Origin of the sequence: Halopiger aswanensis (assembly GCF_003610195.1) — an archaeon.
Lineage (GTDB): Archaea > Halobacteriota > Halobacteria > Halobacteriales > Natrialbaceae > Halopiger > Halopiger aswanensis.
On record NZ_RAPO01000009.1, the window covers coordinates 21489 to 44000 of the forward strand.

Annotated in this window: 20 protein-coding genes and 1 pseudogene; 12 read left to right on the forward strand and 9 right to left on the reverse strand. The window is 57.3% G+C overall.

The window, feature by feature from the left end:
- Window positions 1-2 precede the first annotated feature (2 nt).
- The 3 genes from ATJ93_RS22350 (at window position 3) to ATJ93_RS22360 (ending at window position 5363) form a co-directional block, all read left to right on the forward strand.
- Window positions 3-308: a hypothetical protein gene (locus ATJ93_RS22350; protein WP_120246872.1), complete on the forward strand. Its 306-nt coding sequence runs from the start codon at window positions 3-5 to the stop codon at window positions 306-308.
- A 2-nt stretch (window positions 309-310) separates the two neighbouring features.
- Window positions 311-2479, forward strand: a complete 2169-nt coding sequence (locus ATJ93_RS22355; RefSeq protein ID WP_211334125.1) for a type B DNA-directed DNA polymerase — start codon at window positions 311-313, stop codon at window positions 2477-2479.
- A gap of 1414 nt (window positions 2480-3893) precedes the next feature.
- Window positions 3894-5363, forward strand: coding sequence for an orc1/cdc6 family replication initiation protein (locus tag ATJ93_RS22360; protein WP_211334126.1), 1470 nt, complete (start codon window positions 3894-3896; stop codon window positions 5361-5363).
- A gap of 414 nt (window positions 5364-5777) precedes the next feature.
- Here ATJ93_RS22360 and ATJ93_RS22365 read toward each other — a convergent pair whose 3' ends face one another.
- Both ATJ93_RS22365 and ATJ93_RS22370 read right to left on the reverse strand, forming a co-directional pair.
- Window positions 5778-6101 carry a hypothetical protein gene (locus tag ATJ93_RS22365; protein WP_120246875.1) on the reverse strand — a complete coding sequence of 108 codons (324 nt, stop codon included), beginning with the start codon at window positions 6099-6101 and terminating at the stop codon, window positions 5778-5780.
- Window positions 6102-6367: 266 nt separating this feature from the next.
- Window positions 6368-6781 carry a helix-turn-helix domain-containing protein gene (locus ATJ93_RS22370; protein WP_120246876.1) on the reverse strand — a complete coding sequence of 138 codons (414 nt, stop codon included), beginning with the start codon at window positions 6779-6781 and terminating at the stop codon, window positions 6368-6370.
- A gap of 128 nt (window positions 6782-6909) precedes the next feature.
- Here ATJ93_RS22370 and ATJ93_RS22375 point away from each other — a divergent pair, with 128 nt between their 5' ends.
- The gene (locus tag ATJ93_RS22375) at window positions 6910-7458 is read left to right on the forward strand and encodes a hypothetical protein (protein ID WP_120246877.1); all 549 of its coding nucleotides are present in this window, start codon (window positions 6910-6912) and stop codon (window positions 7456-7458) included.
- 193 nt (window positions 7459-7651) lie between these two features.
- On the opposite strand, the gene ATJ93_RS22380 is transcribed toward ATJ93_RS22375, so the two are convergent.
- The 6 genes and pseudogenes from ATJ93_RS22380 to ATJ93_RS22410 form a co-directional block, all read right to left on the reverse strand.
- A complete protein-coding gene (locus ATJ93_RS22380) occupies window positions 7652-8590 on the reverse strand; it encodes an ArdC-like ssDNA-binding domain-containing protein (protein ID WP_120246878.1) in 939 nt (312 codons plus the stop codon).
- A gap of 86 nt (window positions 8591-8676) precedes the next feature.
- Complete coding sequence (locus ATJ93_RS22385) at window positions 8677-9024, reverse strand: hypothetical protein (protein WP_120246899.1); 348 nt, start codon at window positions 9022-9024, stop codon at window positions 8677-8679.
- A gap of 367 nt (window positions 9025-9391) precedes the next feature.
- Entirely contained in the window at window positions 9392-10786 is a 1395-nt protein-coding gene (locus ATJ93_RS22395; RefSeq protein WP_120246879.1) for a GIY-YIG nuclease family protein, read from the reverse strand.
- 97 nt (window positions 10787-10883) lie between these two features.
- Window positions 10884-11279, reverse strand: coding sequence for a DUF7567 family protein (locus ATJ93_RS22400; protein WP_120246880.1), 396 nt, complete (start codon window positions 11277-11279; stop codon window positions 10884-10886).
- 73 nt (window positions 11280-11352) lie between these two features.
- A pseudogene (locus ATJ93_RS22405) lies at window positions 11353-11718 on the reverse strand (DUF7568 family protein).
- Window positions 11719-11721: 3 nt separating this feature from the next.
- Window positions 11722-12210 (reverse strand): hypothetical protein, encoded by a 489-nt coding sequence (locus ATJ93_RS22410; RefSeq protein WP_120246881.1) that lies wholly within the window; start codon window positions 12208-12210, stop codon window positions 11722-11724.
- A 33-nt stretch (window positions 12211-12243) separates the two neighbouring features.
- On the opposite strand from ATJ93_RS22410, the gene ATJ93_RS22415 reads away from it, so the two are divergent.
- Window positions 12244-12804 carry a hypothetical protein gene (locus tag ATJ93_RS22415; protein ID WP_120246882.1) on the forward strand — a complete coding sequence of 187 codons (561 nt, stop codon included), beginning with the start codon at window positions 12244-12246 and terminating at the stop codon, window positions 12802-12804.
- 1209 nt (window positions 12805-14013) lie between these two features.
- Here the strand turns inward: ATJ93_RS22415 and ATJ93_RS22420 are convergent.
- Window positions 14014-14805: an IclR family transcriptional regulator gene (locus ATJ93_RS22420; RefSeq protein ID WP_120246883.1), complete on the reverse strand. Its 792-nt coding sequence runs from the start codon at window positions 14803-14805 to the stop codon at window positions 14014-14016.
- Window positions 14806-14947: 142 nt separating this feature from the next.
- Here ATJ93_RS22420 and ATJ93_RS22425 point away from each other — a divergent pair, with 142 nt between their 5' ends.
- The 7 genes from ATJ93_RS22425 to ATJ93_RS22455 all read left to right on the forward strand — a co-directional run bounded on the left by ATJ93_RS22425 (window position 14948) and on the right by ATJ93_RS22455 (window position 22487).
- Window positions 14948-16048 carry an ABC transporter ATP-binding protein gene (locus ATJ93_RS22425; protein ID WP_120246884.1) on the forward strand — a complete coding sequence of 367 codons (1101 nt, stop codon included), beginning with the start codon at window positions 14948-14950 and terminating at the stop codon, window positions 16046-16048.
- A gap of 4 nt (window positions 16049-16052) precedes the next feature.
- Window positions 16053-16856, forward strand: a complete 804-nt coding sequence (locus ATJ93_RS22430) for a creatininase family protein (RefSeq protein ID WP_120246885.1) — start codon at window positions 16053-16055, stop codon at window positions 16854-16856.
- 87 nt (window positions 16857-16943) lie between these two features.
- Window positions 16944-18251, forward strand: a complete 1308-nt coding sequence (locus tag ATJ93_RS22435; protein WP_120246886.1) for an ABC transporter substrate-binding protein — start codon at window positions 16944-16946, stop codon at window positions 18249-18251.
- Between the two features lie 9 nt (window positions 18252-18260).
- A complete protein-coding gene (locus ATJ93_RS22440; protein WP_120246887.1) occupies window positions 18261-19199 on the forward strand; it encodes a carbohydrate ABC transporter permease in 939 nt (312 codons plus the stop codon).
- Window positions 19196-20041, forward strand: a complete 846-nt coding sequence (locus ATJ93_RS22445) for a carbohydrate ABC transporter permease (protein ID WP_120246888.1) — start codon at window positions 19196-19198, stop codon at window positions 20039-20041. Before ATJ93_RS22440 ends, ATJ93_RS22445 begins: the two co-directional genes overlap by 4 nt.
- A gap of 64 nt (window positions 20042-20105) precedes the next feature.
- Window positions 20106-21245: a hypothetical protein gene (locus ATJ93_RS22450; protein WP_120246889.1), complete on the forward strand. Its 1140-nt coding sequence runs from the start codon at window positions 20106-20108 to the stop codon at window positions 21243-21245.
- Between the two features lie 75 nt (window positions 21246-21320).
- Window positions 21321-22487: a mandelate racemase/muconate lactonizing enzyme family protein gene (locus tag ATJ93_RS22455; RefSeq protein WP_120246890.1), complete on the forward strand. Its 1167-nt coding sequence runs from the start codon at window positions 21321-21323 to the stop codon at window positions 22485-22487.
- Window positions 22488-22512: the final 25 nt, after the last annotated feature.

A 22512-nucleotide genomic window follows, 5' to 3' on the forward strand; every position in this document is an offset into this window, starting at 1 on the left:
CGATGGGGCGAACCAATCCGACGTACCGGGATGCCCTTCGGGCGATCGAAGAGCGATGGTCGGACTTCCGGCAGGCTCTTCGCCGTCGTGATCAACCTCGATTTGACCAGCTGTTCACGTACGCTCGTGAGCACGCCGACGCCAGTGGGTTACTGAATCACCAAAATCCGCTGCTTCCGGCACTCCTCAGCATCGATCTCGAGCAGGAAGCGCGCCTAGATGCACATGAGGAACGCCTCGAGGAACTCGAAGCGGCGCTCGAAGCGAGAGACGACCATACAGACGATTCGGCTGAGAGCGACGAATAGCCATGCCATTCACAATCGATTTTCTCGATAATGGTCGCGTTCTCGAGTGGGAGACAACATCCGACGGTGCTGTCGCGACCGAGCGCGACGACTACACGCCACGCTTCTACGTTGCACCCCGGTCATCAGATACGGATCTCGACCTCACAGAGCTTAGAACGATCTACGACCGGCATCCGGATGTCGTCACAACCGAGGTTGTTCGTCGAAGACCTGGCTTTCGGCGCGACGAGGAAGACGTCCTTGCCGTCGACGTCGATCATATCGATCGGGTCACATCGCTAGCGAGTCAAGCTCGACAGCTGTCCGACTATCCGATTGGGGATCTCGCCTGCTTTAATGTCGATTTCTCGCGCGAGTTCCGGTACTGTTTGGAGAACGGCCTCGATCCAACGCCAGCGACGGACCTGTCGACGCTTCGCCTCAGTGTCCCGATGAGCGAGTCCGGGAATGAGACGTACAGAGAGCTGTCGATCGACGGTGAGACAGTTAGTGGTCGATCAGCGGATATTCTGACTACAGTCCAAGCGGCACTCAAGGCCCATGATCCTGATATCCTCATTTGCTCGACGAGCGAGATCATTCCGACATTGTATGAGATGGCAGCGACCGCGGGAGTCGGTGACTTTACACTAAGTCGATGGTCTGGCGTTGAGTACCAACAGCTTGCAAGTCGGTCGACATATTCCAGCTACGGGCGTGTCGGACACTCCCCTGCCCGGTACAACGTTCCTGGTCGAGTGATCATCGACGAGTCGAATACCTTCTTCTACGGCGAGACAAACCTCGAGGGCATCCTCGATCTCGTCTCCCGCTCGAAAAAGCCAGTCCAAGAGCTCGCGTGGGCATCAATTGGAAACGTCCTCACTTCGATCCAGATTTGCGAAGCCCACGACCGCGATGTATTAGTGCCGTGGAATTCCTGGCGCCATGAGTTCTACAAGCCGATGGGCACGCTCCATGACGCTGACCGTGGCGGGTTCATTTTCGCGCCGGATGTTGGTCTCCACGAAGACGTCCACGAGCTCGATTTCTCGAGCCTCTACCCGAATATCATCTGTACGCGAAACGTCTCACCGGACGTCATCCGATGTGACTGCCATCACGATCGCGAGGATGTGCCGGAGCTTGAGTACTCAATCTGTGATGAGCGTGGCTATCTCGTTGATGTCCTCGAACCGATCATCGAGGATCGAGACGAGATCAAAGCCGCCATTCGACGCGAACGACAGCGTGACGAGCCTGATGAAAAGCGGCTTCGGGAACTCGAGGGACGCTCGGAAGCGTTGAAGTGGATTCTTGTCGCCTGTTTTGGCTACCAGGGATTTAGCAACGCGAAGTTCGGACGGATCGAATGCCACGAAGCAATCAATGCGTTTGCTCGTGAAATCCTGCTGACGGCGAAACAGCGCTTGGAAGCGGGTGGATGGCGAGTCGTCCACGGAATCGTCGATTCGATCTGGGTTACTCCTGATCCGACTATCGATGACACCGAGCGAACTGATCTCGAAACGCTTGCGACAGAGATCACTGAGACTGTCAACATTCGACTCGAGCACGAAGCCCACTACGACTGGGTTGCGTTTGTCCCCCAACGCGGGAGTGACGCTGGTGCGCTGACGAAGTATTTCGGAAAAGTCGCCGGCGAGGACGAGTTCAAGATTAGAGGCATCGAAGCCCGACAGCGGTCAACCCCACCGTTTATCGAAGAGGTTCAGCGGAAGTGTCTAGAACAATTTGACGCAACCCGGTCACCGGAAGCGGTCTTCGCCTATCTCCAGAAGGCGATCAAACAGCTACATGCCGGCGAGGTCCCAGTCAAACAGCTCGTCGAACGGAATCGCATCTCTAAACCACTCGAGGGATACACGCAAAACACGCAGAACGTCGCGGCCCTGAAACGTGCTCGCGACCAGGATCTCGCCATTCATCCAGGACAAGACATTGAATACGTCGTTGTCGATGACGAGAAGTCTTCGCGGGACCGTGTTGCCCTCACCCATGAGGAAATTGAGACCTATGACGCTTCCTACTACGAGACACAGCTAGTCCGAGCTGTCGAGAGTGTGCTGTCACCGCTCGGATGGGACCGGATAGATATTCAACGAAAACTCTCGACAGGGAAAGAGACTGTTCTGAGTTCGTTCGGCTCCGTCGACGAATTATCGTAGTGGATCTACCTCCACACAAAGTTTCCATCGTTCCAGTCTCGCTCCACGTTTCCGATGAATCAGCCGAACAAAGGAGAGTGTGGCGACGCACACCACCCTGCAAGTGTTCTCAATTTCAGAGGTGGTAGAGGAGGTATTAGGCTTGAACAAGATCGGACATTCCTGAATAAGTGGAATAGATGGGAGTTAAGCGGTAACAGCACGTTTTTCTCGACTACTCTTTATTCCCTCTCTTTATGGATGATCCCTCATTCCAGGATGACCCACTCATCTGCTGGTGGGAAGAACACTTGCAGGGTGGTGTGAGGTAATTCCATTGCCCCTGCCCTCAGCTAAATTCACTTTGCACACGGGGTGGGTGGTGAAGCATTAGATCCGAATACGTCCACAGACGAGCTGTGATACACTACTTCCCCGCTGATAATCGAGAATACGGCTCTCTATGGGAACAGTAGATGTTGCACTCGGTGTTGACGCGGACTGCGTCGCTGTAGAATCTTCTGGGCTGTGGACTCGCCAGCGGACTCCTCTAGAGGTCAGCCGCCGGGAACTTGCCGAAACTCGAGAACTGGAGTTGACCGCCTTTGTCGGAGATAACGGGAGTTAACCAACAGAGTGGGAAGCCTCATGAGATCGTTGGTTAAGAATGAGCAGAATAGACGGAAATCACTACACCCAGTATAAGCGAGAGAACCAAGGAGAGTAGGTACGTTGAGCAATCTAGGTATACTAAGGACGGAGGTGTAGACAAGACACACCTCTATCGATGTGTTTTGTTTGGTCAATAGATTTGAATATCTTATTAGGTCGAATAATAGTCGAGCAATGAGATAAGTCTCGAGGATACAGACACCCCTCTATCGATGTGTTCGATCTGTTCTTGTAGAGGCTAGTATGGAATAGAAGAAAGTAGTAGGCAGTAGCCGAATAGAAAATAATGAAAAGAGGACTTCTCAAGCCAGAATTCCTGAGAATGGCGAGGATCCGACCACTGAACGAATTGTTGGAACTGAAAGGACGAAAATAAGGATTGCAGATTCACATCGAACACATCGATAGAGGGGTGTGTGAGTGTTCCTTCTAGGAAGCTAGAAGAAGAGAAGAAGATAGATACCGTTGTTCTGTACTGTTGATCCTTCCTTCGGGTAGAATCAACAGATTAGACGATCTCTCTCCCTTTCCTTTCGAGTCTTTCTGTTGCTGAACCCCTCCCTTCTCGAGACTTCGAACACATCGATAGAGGGGTGTGTCTCTTCGTTCAGATCCTCTTTAACACTTCGACACGGATTCTCCTTCTATTCAGACGTTCTCAACTGAATATTCGCTCTCAAGCAGATCCGGCAACTAACGCAGCAAATCACACTTCGATAGGGGTAGGAGAACCTTTTTATAACCTGCCTGTATGGTCCTTCACATGGGTACTGACGACTCCGACGGTTCTCAACCTGAGACGAGAACACCGGAGGATGAGACTACAACGCAAACAGACCTTTCTTCGGCTCCCTCTGAATCGGACTCAACTTCGGATCAGGATACTGCCCCGATACCTAACGAGCAATCCTCGTCAACTGATCCTAGCTCCGATGACTCCTCGCAGTCGATCGAGGACATGCTGCTCGAGTTTGATCAACAGGATGGGCTAATTCGTGACCGATCGCTTCTCGATCCGAATTACGTAGTTACGGAAGATCGAATCGTCGGTCGCGATGAGCAACTCCAGGAAGTCACCAAGATGCTTCGTGTTGCACTCGGTGGCAATCGTCCACCGAATCTCTTCCTCTATGGTCCATCTGGTACCGGAAAATCGCTCATCACGAAAGCTGTCTGTAATAACATCAGCCGTATTTGTGAAACCCGCGACATCAGTTTCGGAACGATTGAGGTTAATTGCCAAGACCTCGACACTCTCGGCGTCGCGGTATATGAACTGACGAAACAGGCGGCTGATCAGGCCGGTGTGGATGTCCAGGTTCCGAAACACGGAGTTGCGACGAAAGAAAAATGGGATGAACTCTATCGTATCGTCAATGAGAACTTTGACTCGGTCGTATTCGTTCTTGATGAACTCGATATGCTCGTTGGTCGGCGTGATAAACAGGAACCAGCATTCTCGCGACTTCTATATCAACTCTCACGAGCTGGCGCGAACGACGACCTCACTGCCTCGATCTCAGTGGTCGCTATCTCGAACGATACACGGATGATGGAAGCTGTTGGAAGCCGCGCATTGAGTTCGTTTACCCCAGAAGACGTTCATTTCGATGACTACGACGCGAATCAACTCCAGGCGATTCTTCGTCGACGTCAAGACGCTTTCCACGACAGCGTCGTAGATGACGATGTTATTCCGCTTGCAGCAGCGTTCGCGGCGCAAACACACGGAGACGCACGGAAAGCGATTGACCTCATGCGTGTCGCCGGCGAACTTGCCGAACGAGAAGGTAACGAGCGTGTTCGCGAGGAACACGTCCGAGAGGCCCAGGAGAAGGTTGAGAAGAACCGTGTTCTCGAGGTCGTCCGCGGTATCAGTACCCAGAAAAAGCTGTGTCTCTACGCGACGGCAGCGGTCGCCTCCCAGACCAAGGATGGAGCCGCTCGGAGTACGACCGGTTATCAGGTCTATCAGTACCTCACTGACACCATCGATGCCGATCAGTACCACCAGGAAACGTACGTCAATAAGATGAAGGAGCTGACGACGTACTCACTCGTCGACTTTGAGCGACGGAGTCACGGTCCTAGCTCTGGCATGTTCTTGGAATTCCAATTCGAGGAGCGACCTGAGACTATCCTCGAGACACTTCGCGAAGATTCTCGGATCGATATGGTCTCATCCGAAGAAGTTCAATCAGTTGTGAAGGCACAAATTCGGAATCGAACGTAGCGAGAGTTCCTTCTTGGCAATGTGTTCGGTATTCAGTAGACACCCCTCTATCGATGTGTATCCAGTAGGTGCTATCAGGGAACATACTCATGGTCATCTTCTACTATCGGTTCTACCGAACCCTTTCCACACACCTCTATCGAAGTGTGATGTCCATCAATAAGCCCTGGGACGGCTGAAATCACTCGTATGGTTTTCTGAGTGGTGCTTTATTGATGCGGAAAACAAGATGAACTATAGGGGCAAACGTTCTCAGCGACTGAGAAAATAATTGAAACGGAAGAGACACCCCTCTATCGATGTGTTTCCTACCTCCCGTTTGACGATCCTTTGATGCATAAACCGTGCTATTTCCGGCGAGGGTGTCACTTCGCACACGAGGTGTCGATACTAAAACCACGACGGTGATTCGCTCTACTCGTCGGAGTTGACCGGTCCCTTATACTTGGACTTGATTTGATCCCCTTCCCTCCACTGCCAGTAGTAGTAGCGGTTGTCGTTGATCTCCTTGATCGTGATCGTGGCCTTTGATGGGACGTCGTCAGGGAGGTCATCGGGGCGCTCTCCAACCTCGTCTTCGTCTGGCTTTTCCTCGAGGCGGGTTTCACGCTCTTTGTACTCAGCCAACTCTTCGGCGTAGTGGGCAATATGTTGGAGCCGTTCGGGAGTGGACTCGTTGAGGGTGTTGACCAGATCCGTCGGTATGTCCGTTGGTGGGGTCGGTGGTTCGTAGGACATCAGCTACTGCCTCGTGTTAACCAACACAGGATACCGATCAATAATTTTGTTGGTTAAGTCGATGGTGATGATCCAGTCTCTGCTATCTGTAACACTACTCGAAACTGACCTATATTCAGGTTTCGTAGTATGTACCATCGTGCTCCGACGGATCGAATCCGAGGTCCTCGCCACGGTTGACCCCGGCGACACGAGTTCCAGGAGCTGGCAGCTGACTACAAAATCGAATCCTAATCGAGTGCTAATTTGGGCCGAGCCTTCGGGAGTTACGCTTCTTCTGGACGGGGAGCGTTCTCGTACTTGACCATCTTCTCGGGCTTGTCTGAGATGGTGTCGTAGATCTGCTGGAGCGTCCCCTCTGCTGGGAGGAGGTTGTGATCGTCGAGGAATTTACGTCCCTCCTCGGTGAGCCCGTAGAACTTCCACGGGTACCCCTGTCGCCGTTCGTCATCGTCGAGGGCTACCTCTTTGACGATACCGGCGTCGATGAGCTTCTGGATGTGCTTGTAGACGGTGGCGTCGCTGACACTGGGATTGAGCTCCTCGAGCTCGTACATCGAGGGGAGCTGCTCGGGGTGCTGGAGGATGTTGTTGATCAGTGCGAACCGCGTCTGTTGGGTAACGAAGTGGACGAGTTCCCGGGATTCCATCCCCTCAGCAGTCTCCAGGTCGGTGCTCATACGACACGATACACGTTCTGGCGGCAAGTAGTTCACCCTTGAGTAAACTACTCCAGGATAAACTACACTCGATTACGTTGGTAATTTACTCTGTAAACCATATCTCACGACGCTGAGAGCGTTGGTATATGTCCGACGAGGAGTCGCCCGTCCCCGAGGATGTCCTCACGAGTGCGAAGGACCAACTCGACGATGAGGAGATTTCGTTGGCGGAGAACGAGGAAATTCTCCACGGCCTGAACGAACTGACCCCCGTCTACGAGAACGACCAGTCGTACTTCGTGCTGGGGAACTACGACCGGGAACCGATCCGCCGACTGAACCTCGTGGTCGACCGCCTCAACCGCCGGCAGGACACCTACGCCTTCCGAATGGTCGATATCCGTGGCGAGTGGGACAACAGCATCCAGAAGTTCTGCCTGATCGCCGACATCGTGACTTACCTCGTCGGCGTCGCCGAAAAAGAGCCGAGTGACTTCCTCGTCGAACAGGGGCTCCTCGTCGGCACGACGGAGTTCTTCGCGAAGAGCCACGTCCTCAAGCGGCAGTACGAGGACGAGGGACACCCCTTCGGCTGGATGCAGGACGGTGTCTTCGAGCTGTTCGACCGAGAGGGGCGGCTGTACCACTGGCAGACCGAGGAGGAACTCGTCGACGTGACAGAAGACCTCCCGTGACGGGGCGGGACCGCGACTGCCTGTGTTAACTGACCTGGTCGTGCTGCTCAGCAACGTGCTCGGCTTCCTCAAGGACTGTCGTGAGATAGCGGTCAGTCATCATTCGACGGAGATGTGTCTCTGCCCCTCCACGGGCGCAGAAAAACTTAACCAACAGAGCGGAAGGAACCCATCACCCCGTTGGTTAACTGAGTTAGGACGAGGATCCGTCTTTGAGGATCTCGATCAGTTCCTCTGCTGTTCGACTAATCCGCCCGAGACGTTCGCGGACGACCTCGGGATCGTCCGACTCCCACGTAGCGAGGTAGAATGCTGACCCGCTGGTGTCGAGCCCGCAGTACCGGCCGACGACATACGCGACAGCTTCGGCCTCGAGTTCGCGTTTCGACCGCTCGGTGTCGTCGTCGACGTCGAAATGAAGCAGGGCGTGCGCGTACTCATGGATCAGCGTTCGGGCGAGATCGGCATTGTTCTCTCGGTCACGGATCTCGACGCGCGGCTGCATATCAATAAGGCTGCGCTGCTTACAGACGCCCCTCGCTTCACCGTGGGTCCACTCTTCCTCTGGAAGGATCCGAACCGTCACGCCGAGTTCGTCAGCGGCGTCGATCAACTGTGGAACGAGATCACCGGCGTCACCAGTCGCTTCTGTCTCGAGGTCCGGAAGCGGCTCACCCTTGGTCTGGGAGATGTCGAACACTGGGGCAGGCTTGAATCCGACGAGACCTTTCGACCACTCTTCAGGCGGTGTCTCGTCGTAGTCGCAGTCACTGTTCTCGTGGTAGCTGGGCGAATTCTCGCACTCCGGACACTGCTTCGTGATGATCGGTGCCCAGATCCAGATCGCCTGTTCGCCTTCCTTGACGTGACGATCGAATTCTTCCTGCCACGTTCGGTAGCCAGCAACTCGGGTTGCATCGGGATACTGGAGTTTGATCAGGAGTGTGTTCCGATGAGAGTAGTCGTGGAAGCGACTCTGGACGTCGAGCCACTCCTGAAACTCTGCGCTGGCCTGCGCATCGTCGACTTCGGCGACAAGATCGTCGATCCACTGTTCGATGGTGCTGTTCATCTCGTCAGATCGCGTGTCGGTCTGTTCGAAGGAGACCGACGAATCACTGGTCGTGGACATCGTGTTCACCGAATCAGGTTCACGGCGACTGCGTCTGTTCAGACCGCGCCGCACCCCTCAGGGGCGTTCAAAAACCGCTCTGTCGGTCAGCGGAGCTCGTGGCGTTCATCAGCAAAGCCGATCGTGACGAGGTACTCGAGGAATTCGTCGAACTGCTCGACATCGCCGGGTGTGTCGGTTGCAAGGTGACGTGCCCACTCGATAGCCCACCGGAAGGCGGGATCCGTTCCGCCTTTCCCGTGGATGTACCACCAGCGAGCTACTTTCAGCACGACCAGCGGGTTCGTCGGCGGCTGTTCGCCAGCAAGCCCACGGGTGATGGACGCGATCTCCTCGGGAACATCGGTAGGATTGACGTCACCTGATTGCATGTTCACGATATCGACTGGAATATCGTCGATTGACACATCGGTCGTTGGCTGTTGTTGACTCACGGAAACCACCTGACTGTGAGAGCTCTCGATGAAGCCCTCACCCTCTCAAGGGGGACAAAAACACCACTCTGGCTCGCTCGTCGGTGTCTCAGCGGCCGATCGTGCCCTGACGAGTGACCGGCGCGTCGGAATTAATGCTGAACGCGACGATGGTCGAGTCCTCGGTTGCAGTGATGGCCACGTCGTCGCCGCCAGGGATGACCGACAAACAAGGAATTAACCAACAAACCGGGAGCCATCTGTTACTGTTGGTTAATTCTTTCTGCAGACATGATGGGGAGTGGAGAAGCCCAGCACAAATGGGTACTATCCCACTGGAATGAAAACTAGAGGGGAGGTCAGTTGCCGCAAAATTCGAGGAAGCCATTCAGTGACCGTCTTCGACGGGTCGAAATTCGAACTCGCGGCTGTTCGCCGGTGCGTCATCCGGGACCTCGTTGTGATTGAGTAGGTACTCGGGCCACGCCTCGTATGCGAGTCCGACGAGGAGCGGCTCGACTTCTGCGAGGTACGCTGGATAGCCGTACGGTCCGGGATATGCTTCTGGATCCCAAGCGCGGATCCACAGATACGTCTGCTCTTTGAGTTGGCGCGTCCCTTGTTCGAAGAGTTCACTCGCCCAACTGAGTTTCTTCGACTCCTCTCCGAATACTGTCTCCGAGAGTTCTCCTACGTGCCAATAACTCCCGTCACCCCAACGAGCGAAACTCCGTGTCCCGTTCCGATCTTTCGCAATCTCTTCGAAGTTAGCACTCAGTTCGTTCTTTTTCCCGTACGCTTCACCTTTTCCGATGTACCGTGGGACAACATCTGTTGGAGAGGGATTCGCAGAGTTGAGTTGGAACAGGACGTAGAGTAAGCCACTCTCTCCCTCTTTCACGCCGTTCCTGTGAACACATCGTTTTCCCTCTCGACGAATCCGTTCGTCAATAGCGTCGCTTCGCTTGAGCACTGTCGAGGACCCGAGCGTCTTCGTCTCGACAACGAGGTCTTCGTCAGTCTCGAAGAGCGGTATCGGATCTGCCTCCTCGGAGTCGTTGATGTCTCGACAGATGGTCTTCTCAACCCATTCGTACCAGAGTTCGGTCTTATTTTCCACAGTTACCTTCTCAATGGGGAGTTCAGAGAGACGTGCTGCTTCCTCATTCAACGATTTGATATCCTCGTCAACCCACTCGTGACCTACTTTCCCCATCTCGTGGGGGACACGATTGGGGACGAAGTCGCGATTGGCGAACACGCGGTCGAACCGGGGAAGCGAGTGAACCAGACCGACCATCTTCCCCTCGAGTTCGTGCCGGTACGTTGGGTAGCCGTACGGACCTACCTCCAGATCGTCGACGTTGACTACCCACGCGTACAGCTGTGAAGCCGATTTTTCGTAGACAGTCGCTATGTGGTCGTACTTCCCGTAACTACCCCACGACCCATCGTCTTCCCACTCCGAAATGGGGAGGGCGTCCCGGAGCTTTCTGAAGTGATTCATCAGTCGACTCGCGACGTTGCTTGTTTCACCGATGTACACCGGAATCACGTCGAAAGGTCCGTCTACGGGTTCGTCAAGGAGATACAACATATACAGATAGTCACCACTCCCCCGACCTAGGCGATACGTATCGTACTCGTCGGTCATCGATAATTCCGAGCCGCTGTCGTTGACCATCGGAACCGGATCCGGTGTTGCAGTCGACTGGATGTCTGAGAGAATTGTCCTCCGCACAAACTGATCCCAGACCTTCTCTTTCGATCGTCTATTCGACATTGTCGGGAAAAGACAATATGCGATAATAAAGTTGGTTGGGACGATTCAGAGCAATACCCGATTTCCAGTTAATCTCCTAAAAGAGCCTCACAGGAGACTATGCCAGATGCGACACTTCGTCTGGCTCTTCGACGTCGTCGAACTCGCCGCGCTCCACAGGTTCCCAGTCCTCACCCGGCTCTGGACTCCACCAGTCGACCTTGTAGGCGCCCGGTGCGCCGAAGACCTTCACGCGGGCCGACCCATCAGGCAGGTCGCGTCGCAGTTTCTCGTCGACGTGGAGGTTCCAGGTCGTGGTTGTATCGAAGCAGGCGAGCACGGCCTCCTCGTAGCCGCGCGTCTCTCGGGATTCCTGGAGTTCGACCTGGGTGTTGCAGTTCTTGCAGAACACCCCCTCGAACGGGATGTGAGTGAAGACCTCCTGCCCGCAGACGGGATACCAGAGGAACTCGAACAGCGCCTCGCTGTGTCGGTCAAGTACTTCGAGACTCATTGGTTGACTCACCCGGCCGTACCGGGGCACCCTCTCGTGCCCGGCCGAAAAACAACACCCAGCGCTCACACATTCACCGTTCGGCGCCGTAGACGATGCGTGAGGGAGCTTCGTACCCACAATCGGGGCAGTCATATCACCGCTGGACTTTCGCCCCGTCTGCCGCCTTCTCGCCGACGCGAACGTCGTCGTTCGGACACTCCGGGCAGTTGAGGTCCGGTGCGGGCCGCTCCCGGAGCTCGTCACGGAACGATGTCGCATCCTTTGTCTCGTATCCCCGCGACCAGACCGGGTAGCCGTCGACGAGAATCACCCCGCGCCACTTGTACCGGTAGGAGTCCGGCGCACGATGCAGGACGGCTCGCGCACCGGTCTCGGTGTTCCGATACGCGAGTGTCGGCGAGCGGCTCTCGCGTCGCCAGTTGGTGATGGGAGGCATTATTCAGAAGTGGACGTCAGCGGGTACGATCCAGAGCTCTTCACTCTCCTCGAGAAGTCGATCTAACTGCCCACGGTGGCGAATGCCGGTTCCGTGTTCGGTGTACAGGAAGATCGTCGGGCCGTCGTACGCACCGACCTTGCGGAAGGCGTGCCGCGCGAGGTCCTCGTCGCGCATGATCTTCTCGTCGGAGAGTTCGTCGATGGCCTCTTTCACCCGCTCAAGGTTACGCTCGAACTCTTCTTTCGTTGCCTCCCAGCCACGCTCGAGCAGGTCCTGACCGTCATCGGAGTCGATAGGAGCTGCCGTCGGCAGCTCACCCCATCGTGCCTTCCCCGCAACAGACGTGTCCTCCTGGTCGAACGTCACGTAGTAGTCGAACACGGCGCCAGCATGTGGGTCTGCGCCGACCAACCGGTCGAACACCGTCTTTCCGGTGGACAGCGCGTCGTCGTGCGTCGATGTCCACAGTGATTTCCAATGGGTGACTATCGCTGCCCACGCCGATCAGCTCTAGTAGCGACTATGAGTCTCGTCATTATGCTCGCTGGATGCAGCAGCGATGAGATCGAAGATACGACCAATGAAGCGACAAATGAGGAAGATGGAAACACAACCACCGAAGCGGCAAATGGCCTCGAGGGGGATGCGGACGCGGAGGAGATGGATCCGGAGGACAACGAATTAATTCCGTCAATCGAGTATATCGACGACTCATCTGAAATGGAGTGGTACGCAGACCCCGACTGGAACGACGATTATGACACTACAATCATAAGTGTTGATCGGAGTGTGTATATCAATTTTGCCGTAACCAAATACGAGAGCCCAGCGCAGGCTGAATCAGAAATCCAGGGTTGGGCAGCACTTCTCTCGGAGAGTGCGGATATCTCCCATCTCTCGGACGCTGCTGACGCTTTCCTCGGCGAGCACTCTGGATTCACGGCTAAGATGTTCAGATGGAAAGACATTATCGGTGAAACCATTGTGGTTCCTGAGAGTCCAGAGACAAGGTCTGATAATGAGATGATCGCGAAGGAATTTTCGAATATAGTGGTTACCTATTGGAAAAACGAGCTTGGATAACTCCGTCTGAGAGACTATTCAGAACAATCCTCTATAGTATAGATATCAGTGGTGGTGAGACGTGGTATGTTGCCCTGCGAGTTACTCGGCGGTCACGCTCTTCGCGAGGTGCCGCGGTTTGTCGATCGACCGCCCCAACTTGTTCGCGACCCAGTATGCGACCAGCTACAGTTGCACGTTCGCGAGGATCGGCGTGACCCGCGGGCCGGCGGCGGGCCCCTCAAGGACGGCGGGCCACGGCCAGCGTTCCGATGGCTGGCGTAGTGGTGACTGCACGCAGGTAGCGACGGTTTTGACAGTGTCAAGGCGACGGGCTTGGACCGCCGCGCCCACCGCCGGCCGGGCAGCCGCCGCTCACGTCGAGAGGCGCCGCGCCGGTTGCGGTGCCACAGTGGGCGCGGCGCCCCTTGAGTCGGTGGTTGCCGCCCCGCTCGTCGTCGGCCACGCCGCTGGTCCGCTCTGACCGAGCGGGCCCACTGCGTCGCCCGGTCTGCAGGCGGAGCGCTCGAATTCTCCAAACTTAGATGTATTCGGAAATATATCGAACTCCTAGAATCTATCTGCTCGATTCCACGGGTATGCGCGGGTGGAACTAGACATCGAGGTATCGACTACGCATCCAAGAAGCGCGTAGTGAATCTCGGATCAAGGAATTGTATTCATCCTATTGATCCCAATTTCTCCCACGATTGTGCACTTCCTCTCGAGCCAGGCGCCGGCCGTCGAGAGGCTGCCCTGCCAGGGCTGGTCCATCGCGCATTGCCACGGATCACAAAGATATCAGAATAGGGAATAGTATCTCAAACAGAAAATTTGGCTGCATCTGCGGGCTCGGTCGGGCCTCAGACCCACAGCGAATGAGGGAATCGCAGCGTGCCAACTGCAGCCCCGGGTTGGCTGCCGTGCCCCAGCGGCCATTGGACGAGCGGCGTAGCGCAAATCGGCGGTCTGGGGCGTAAGCGCCCGCCAGGCATCGCTGGTCGGGCACGGCCGAGCGAGCCGATAACTATAATAAACATTAATTTGGTACCAGCCAACGTCGCTGAGTCGGGGGTGTAGGCTACTTGATTTACGAAAGTACTTGTGTAATCTATCGGCGCCGGCTCCGGGGCTACTGGCGATGACTGGGCTTTGACCATGTCAAACGACAGGGAGTGCCCGCGTACGGTGGGATGGCGCCCCCGTTTCGAGCCCGATCCCCGCCTGCAGTTAGTTCCCAGGAGGGGCTGGCGTTTGCAGGGTGACTTCAATCACGTTCGCCGAATCGACGATGCGGTCCGGGACCGTCGTCGAAAACCGCTCCCCGCGCATGCGACTCGTTGGCGCGGACAGGCTGATCGCTCCGTAGACGGTCTCGTCGTGGATGATCGGCGCCGCGACGGCGCGGACCCCGGCGATCTGTTCCTCGTCGTTGCGGGCGAAGCCGTCGGCACGGACGTCCTCGAGCTCGGCCCGTAAGGTCGCTTCGTCAGTGATTGTGTTCGGCGTGCGCGGCACGAACTCATAGCCGTCGAGGATGTCATCGCGGCGCTCCGGGGGCTGATGCGCCAGAATCGCTTTGCTGGCTGCCGAACAGTGGAGATTCCGTCTGGGGAACCCCTTGATCTGCGTGTAGAGATCCTCGCCGACGGCATCCGGGCCGAACTGCTCATAGAGGAGAATTTCTCGACCATGGCTTTCCACAACCAGATGGCTGGCTTCACCCGTCTCTTGGGCGAGTTTATCGACTTCGGACTTCCCGGCCTGATAGAGGCGCGAGCGCGACCGGACGTATTCGCCGAGTGGCAGCGCAAAGAAGCCAACGTGATACTCGCCGTTGCTCGTCCGAACATAGCCGAGCTCCTGCAGCGTCTGGAGGTAGGTATGGGTGGTCCCGGGCGACCGGTCGATCTGCGTGGCGATCTCCGAAACGGTCGCCCCTTCTTCATCCCGGACCACGTTGAGGATTTCAAACGCTAACTCCACGGATTGAATCCGTCGTGGGCGTCGGTCGTCGGCCATACAGGCCGATTCGGGGCAACCCACATAATTTTTTGGTATTGTCAAACTCGTGCGTGCGCTCAGTTCGCCGTTGGGGCCCGAGAAGCGCTGGTTTCCAACGGTACCTTTTTATCCTTACCAACACAGATCGATGTACGTCACTATGAGCGAAGTACGTCTCTCCGACGTAACAAAGGTGTATGACGATATTCTCGCCGTCGAGGAGATCGATTTAACCGTTCGCGACGGTGAGTTCCTCGTGCTGGTCGGCCCCTCCGGGTGTGGGAAGTCAACGACGCTCCGGATGATCGCCGGCCTCGAGACGGTCACCGCCGGGGAGATCGGCATCGGCGACCAAGTCGTCAACGAGGTGCGCCCGCAGGAGCGAGATATCGCAATGGTGTTCCAGAACTACGCGCTGTACCCGCATATGACCGTGCGGGAGAACATGGCATTCGGCCTGAAACTGGCCGACGACTTTGACGAGGCCGAAATCGACACCCGCGTCGAGGAGGCGGCGGCCCTCCTTGAGATCCCGGAACTCCTCGACCAGTATCCGAAACAACTTTCGGGGGGCCAACAGCAGCGGGTCGCCCTCGGCCGGGCGATCGTCCGCGATCCGGACGTCTTCCTGATGGACGAACCGCTCAGTAATCTAGATGCGAAGTTGCGCACCCAGATGCGGACGGAACTGCAACGCATCCAGGAGGAACTCGGGGTGACGACGATTTATGTTACCCACGATCAGACCGAAGCGATGACGATGGGGGATCGCATCGCGATCCTCAACGAGGGCCAACTCCAACAGGTCGCCCGCCCGGAGGTGTGTTATGACCGCCCGAACAACCAGTTCGTCGCCGGCTTCATCGGCTCGCCCAGTATGAACTTCTTCGAGGTGACCGTCTCACCGACCGACGAGGGGGTGCGGGTCGAAGGCGACGGGTTCGACACGACGCTGCCGGTGACACTGGATGCCGGCGAGTACACCCTCGGCGTCCGGCCGGAGGATTTCACCGCGACAGACGGGCCTGGCCGACTCGAGACGGTCGTCGACGTCGTCGAACCGATGGGGGCCGACAATTTCCTCTATCTCCATCCCGATGATGGCGAAAACGAGATTATTGCGCGTGTTGACAGCGAGTTCCGCCCGGAAGCCGGCGACACGGTTGGGCTCGACTTCGCCGCGGTCGACGCCCACTTTTTCGAGCCGACCGGCGACCGCGTTCCGCTTAACGACGAATTCGAATCCGTGACAACCGCCTAAAACCATGCTATACGACGCTATTGGAGCCACAAGTAGTGAGTGGGCCGGGAAATCATACGCCGAGATCAAAGCGACCGCGGCGAAGGATGGCTCCCTCCTCGTGATCCCGGTCGGCAGTATCGAACAACACGGCCACCATCTTCCCGTCGCGACCGATACCATTCTCGTTGAGGCGATGGTCGCCGGGGCCGCAGAACGGGCGCCCGAGGATGCCCCGGTCCTGGTCGTTCCGCCGGTCTGGAGTGGCTTCTCCCCCCATCACCTCTCGTTCGGGGGAACGCTCTCCCTCGAGTTCGCGAACCTGCGCGCCGTCCTCGAGGACGTTGCGGTAACCGGGATCGAAAACGGATTCGATGCCGTCTGTTTCGTGAACGGCCACGGCGGGAATATGGCGCTGATCAACGCGGCGGTCAGTACGGTCGGCACCTCGACCGACGCCGAAGTGCTCGGGACGACGTATTTTACGCTGGCTACCGACGAAATCGAGGCCCTCCGGGAGAGCGAGATCGGGGGGATGGCCCACGGCGGGGAGTACGAAACGTCGCTCATGCTCCATCTCCGCCCGGATCTCGTGGCCGAGCAGGAACGGGCGACTGCCACCGTGTTGGACGAGCCCTACGACTGGGGCGGCAGCGACCTGCTGGACGGCGGCACGGTGGCCGTCTATCGCGGGTTCGACGAGTACTCCGAATCCGGGGCGATCGGAGCGCCCGAACTGGCCAGCGCCGAAAAGGGCGCCCGCATCTACGACATCGTCACGGAGGAACTCGCGGCCCTGTTCGTCGCGATCTACGAACAGAACGCGTGACAAAACCCAATCATATCCATTGTTTATTATAATTAAAAATATATTTCCCGGTATATTTTAATAGTGTCAGCATAAGGGTTAGTGCATATGCCGAACGACCAGCCAGACACAGTTGAGGGGAACGGAATTGACCGACGGCAGATAATGAAAGGCCTTGGCGCCGGCGGGATTATCGCGCTGTCCGGCTGTCTCGGCGGTGGCGACGATGGGAGCGACAACGCCGACATTCAGTTCCTGACGATGGGTGTTGGAGATAATATCCAGGAGTACTTTGAGGAAAATAATGCGCAGTTTGAGGAGGAGTACGACGTCACGATCGATTTCACGAGCGTTACCTGGGATAACGCCCAGCAGACCGTCAATAACCGCGTCGACGGCGGCGAAGCCCCGGACGTTGCGCGCTGGCCTGCCCGGTGGATTCCACAGCTCGTCGGAAAGGACGCCCTTGAGCCCATCGATGACCTGATGGAAAGCGAGTGGGGCGACCGGTTCTACGACGGGATGGCCGAGGGGTGTACGTACCAAGGGAGCTACTACGGGGCGCCGTGGGCCGCGTCGAACAAGTGCTTCTACTACAACAAAGACGTCTTCGAGGCTGCTGGCCTTGATCCCGAAGACCCCCAACTCGATACGTGGGAGGATATGCTCGCAGCAGCCCAACAGATCCGTGATGAGACGGAGACGCCGGCGCTCGGGCTCGCGGGTGCCGATGCCATCGAGACCGGGTCGCAGTATTACCACTACCACTGGTCACACGGGGCGGACCTGATCGACGACGATGGCAACCCCGTCGTCAACTCGAGCGAGGCGGTCGACGCCTTGTCCTTCTATGCGGACCTCCACCTCGAGCACGAGGTGACGCAGTCGTCGCCGCTCTCGTCGACGCGGCAGGACATCCGCCAGTTGTTCGAGACCGGCGAACTGGGGATGGTCATCGCCCACGTCTACACCGGCCTCAACATCGACGAAGCGAAGGAAAACGGGGAGGTGGATTTCGACTACGGGATCGTCCAGGTGCCTGCCGGGCCCGAAGGCCGGTACAGTCTGAATACGATCGACGCGATCTCGATCTTCAGCCAGACCGAAGTCCGCGATCTGGCCGAAGACCTGCTCCGGTTCTACTTTGACGAGGATCGCCACTTCGAATACGCGACCAACAAAGGATTCATGCCGACGATCGAAGCGGTCGGCGAGCGTGATCACTTCCAAGATTCGGAGAACTGGGCTCCGTACATTGAGGCCGCCCAGTACGCTCGTGCCCGGCCGAAACTCTCGAACTTCAACGAGTTTAACAACCGGATGGTCCAGGCGATCCAGGAAGCGCTGGGCGACCAGAAATCGCCCCAGGACGCGCTTGATGACGCGCAATCCGATCTCGAAGAGCTGATGGGATAACGTTGATTTATGAGTCTTGCAGAAGAATACACGGAGACACCACCCGATTCACGGCTCAAGCGGAGCCTGACGTATCTCTGGCAGCAGCGACGCGCATACCTGCTCATCGCACCGGTTGCGCTCTTCCTGTGCAGTGTGATTGCGTATCCGATCTTAGAGACGTTCCGGCTCTCGCTGTACGAATCGCCGGCTGATTCGAACATTGAAACGTACGTCGGATTACAGCACTACGTAGAAATCTTTAACAGTGATATCTTCTACCAACTGCTCTGGCAGACCGGTCGTTGGGTCGTTGTCGGCGTTGCCGGGAAGGCACTGCTTGGCTTACTGATTGCGGTCCATCTCAATCAGGATATCCGCGGCCGGAAGTTCTTCCGGACGGCGTTCCTGATTCCGTGGGGGATCCCGTACGCGATCTCCGCGGTCGTGTTCCGCTGGATCGAACATCCCCAATACGGCTACCTCAACGCCATCCTACTAGAATTGGGGCTCATCGACCAAGGGATCGGCATTCTCGGGGATCCGAATATCGCCTGGATCGGCGTCGTCGTCGCTGATATCTGGATCGGAACCCCGTTCATGGCGATCATTTTCCTGGCTGGACTGCAGTCGATCCCACAGGAGCTGTATGAGGCAGCGGCGATCGATGGCGCAGAGAAGTGGCAGCAGTTCCGCTACATTACGCTTCCGCAGCTGAAGCCGGTTATTCTGATCGCAACACTGCTCTCGACGATTTGGACCTTCGTCAGCTTCGATACGATCTGGACGATGACTGGTGGTGGCCCGATCAACACGACCTCAACGCTGGTCATCTGGATCTACCAAGTCGGCCTTGAGAACGGCAATCTCGGCAGGGGAGCCGCGTACAGCGTGGTTGGCTTCGTGTTCCTGCTCGTGTTCGCCATCATCTACCTGCGGATCTACACGTCCGGAGGTGAAGAACTATGACGATGGCTGGCCACGACCAAACGGGCCTCCGCAAAGTCCGCATCTACGGCGTCCTCATTGCCTTGCTCGGGCTGATGATGTTCCCGTTCTACGCGATGTTCTCGAGCACGCTCAAGTCGGAGTCGGAGATGTTCTCCAGCCCGGCGACACTCGTTCCGACGGACCCCTCGGTTGAGGCCTACCTCGCGGTCTGGACGCAGACGGACGTGTTGCTGTGGATCGCGAACAGTTTCCTCATCTCGATCGGTACGGTCGTGCTGACGCTGCTGCTCGCGATTCCGGCCGCCTACTCGTGTGCACGCAACGAGTTCATCGGCAAGCGGGTCTTCCTCCTTGGGGTCCTGGTTGTGCAGATGTTCGCGCCCGTGGTGTTGATCGTCGGGTTGTTCGACGTGATCACGAGCTTCGGGCTGTTCAACAGCTATCTGGCGGTCATCATCCCGGCAGCAGCGTTTACACTCCCATTCAACGTGTGGATGTTGTACGGCTACTTCAAGACGATTCCCGTCTCGTTGGAGGAGGCGGCCCGCATCGACGGCGCCTCGCAGTTGCAGATCCTCACGAAGGTCGTGTTGCCGCTCACGAAACCGGCACTGGTCGCCAGCATCACGTACACGTTCCTCTACGCGTGGAACCGGCTCCTCTTCGTCTTGACCTTCCTCACGGACGCCTCGAAGTACAACATCCCGCGGGGCGTGTTCTCGATGGTCGGGGCACTCCAGACGGACTGGCGGATGATGCTGACTGTGTCGGTCATCGGGATTCTGCCGCTCTTGATCCTGTTTGCCTTCCTTGAAGAGTACATCGTGAGCGGGATGACCGCCGGCGCTGTCAAAGAGTAGCACAGCCCACGCTCCCTTTTTGCGACACCCAAACCACTAACACGAGGCCGGTCGTACGACCGCTATGGAGTTCGCGATCTGGGGTTATCCTTGGGATCTTCGGGACGAGGGGCCCACCCGCGTCGCCACTCGTCTCCGCGAGATCGGTGTCTCGGAACTGAATCTGGCAACCAATTACCACACCGTCCAAGCGTTCACACCGCACAATCCAACCCGTCGAACGCACTTTGCGCGGGCGAGTTCGTACTTCAGACCCGATGATCGGTATGGCCGGCTCGAGCCGGTGCCCTACGAGGGAATGGAGGGGGATTGGGTCGACGAGATCGCCGACCAAGTCCCGGATCTCACACTGACCGCGTGGACCGTCGGGTGCCACAATTCCCGTCTGGGAATGGCGCACCCCGATCTCACGATCGAGTCCCCCCATGGCGATGACCTCGTCTTCGGACTCTGTCCGACGAATCCGGCTGTCCACGAGTACCTCGTCGCCGTCGTCGGGGATCTGGCCGATCGCGACCAGTTCGACCGGATCGAACTGGAGACATTCGATTACTTCTACGGCACTGGGTTTGGCTGGCATCACCAGAAAATCCATGCCCGGCTCGGTACCCTCGGTGAGTTTCTACTCGGGTTGTGTTTCTGCGAGCACTGTCGGGCAGCGGCAGCGGACGCCGGTATCGATGTCGAGACAGTCCGAGAAACGGCTGCGCAAACGCTTGATCACATCGTTGCCGGCCGTGTGCCGCACGACCTCAGTCCGGACCGGTGGCTGCGATCGCAGCCGGCCGTCGCCGACTACGTCGATCTGCGGGAGCGGACCCTGGCCGACCTGTATGCCGACCTCGCCGACGCCGCAGATGGGACACCACTCGGCTACTATGCCGGCATGCCAGACCCTGGCCGCGAGTGGCTCGTGGGTGCGGATCTGAATCGGCTAGCGGACTACGTCGATTATTACTGCGTTCCGGCGTATGAATCCTCTCGAGACGCCGTGCTCGATGCGTACCGGACCGTCGACGAGCTGACGCCGGAGATCCCGATCCACGTCGGGGTATTGCCTGGCCATCCCGCGATCCATGACGAAGCGACCGTTGTTGACATCGTTGACGGATTGCGGGCGATCGATGTCCCGCGGGTGTCGTTTTACAATTACGGCCTCCTGCCGGAGCGATCGCTCGAGTGGATTGAGTCGGCGACGCACTAACCGTGTCGGGGCAGCCGTGCCCGTCGCTGTCGGCGAGACGGTACCTTCATTGTGGTTCACGAATCAGCACCGTGCATGGAGATCACAGACGTGACTGCGACGACCGTCGATGTGCCGCTGATCGAGCTCGACGACCCCCTTGGCATCGGGCCCTACGTGACCAACCATGGACAGGTCGAGTCGATGGAACGCGTGCTCGTCCGCGTGGAGACGGATGCGGACATCGCTGGTTGGGGGGAAATGCGGACCTTTCTCTCGGCCGAAGCAACGGAATCCGTCCTCGAGGACGGGATTGGGCCGCTGATTGAGGGCCAATCGCCGTTCGAGGTCGAACGGCTCCGCCGACAGGTATTCATCGAGTACACCAATATCGAACTGTTTTTCGCCGCCGTCGAAACGGCCTGCTGGGATATCGTTGGGAAAGCACTGAACAAGCCCGTGTACGAGCTGCTCGGCGGGGCGACTGCCCCCGAGCAGACGGAAGCGCTGAATGCCGACGCGGCCGATGCAGAGTCCCGCCCCGATCGTGAGGTGGAGTTCGCGTTCTGTCTCGGGATCCTGCCGCCAGAAGAGTCACGCTCCAAGGCACGCGAAGCACTTGAGGCTGGCTTTTCGGTACTCAAAACGAAAGCCGGCCGCGACTGGCAACAAGACGTCGCTCGCATTGAGGCGATGCACGACGAGGTTGATGGGGAACTTGAGTTCCGGTTAGATCCAAATCAGGGGTGGTCGCTCGATGAAGCCGTCCGCGTCGGCGCCGCACTCGAAGATTCGGGGATCTATCTCCAGTATATGGAGCAGCCGATTCGGGTCAACAATCATACCTCGCTCGCAACGCTTCGGCAGCGGTTACGACAACCGATCGCGCCGAACGAGGATACCTATATCCCGAACAACCTTCGATCGCTCATCAATAACGGAGCGATGGACGTTGCTGTCCTTGATCTCACCCCTGCTGGTGGGATCACTGGTCTTCGGCAACAGGCTGCCATCGTCGAGGATGCCGGCGTCCCGTATACGCATCATTGCGCGTTCGACCTTGGGATTCGAACGGCGGCGATCCTCCATGCCGTCCACGGGCTCCCGGGCTTCTCGCTCCCGCCGGACACGACCTACTACGCATGGGAGGAAGATATCCTCGAGGAACCGTTCGCACTCGCCGACGGCCGGATGACCGTCCCAGATGCGCCTGGACTTGGCGTGGACATCGATCTAGATGCGATCGAGAAGTTCCAAGTGTAATTCGTATAATACTGGATGCTGGCAA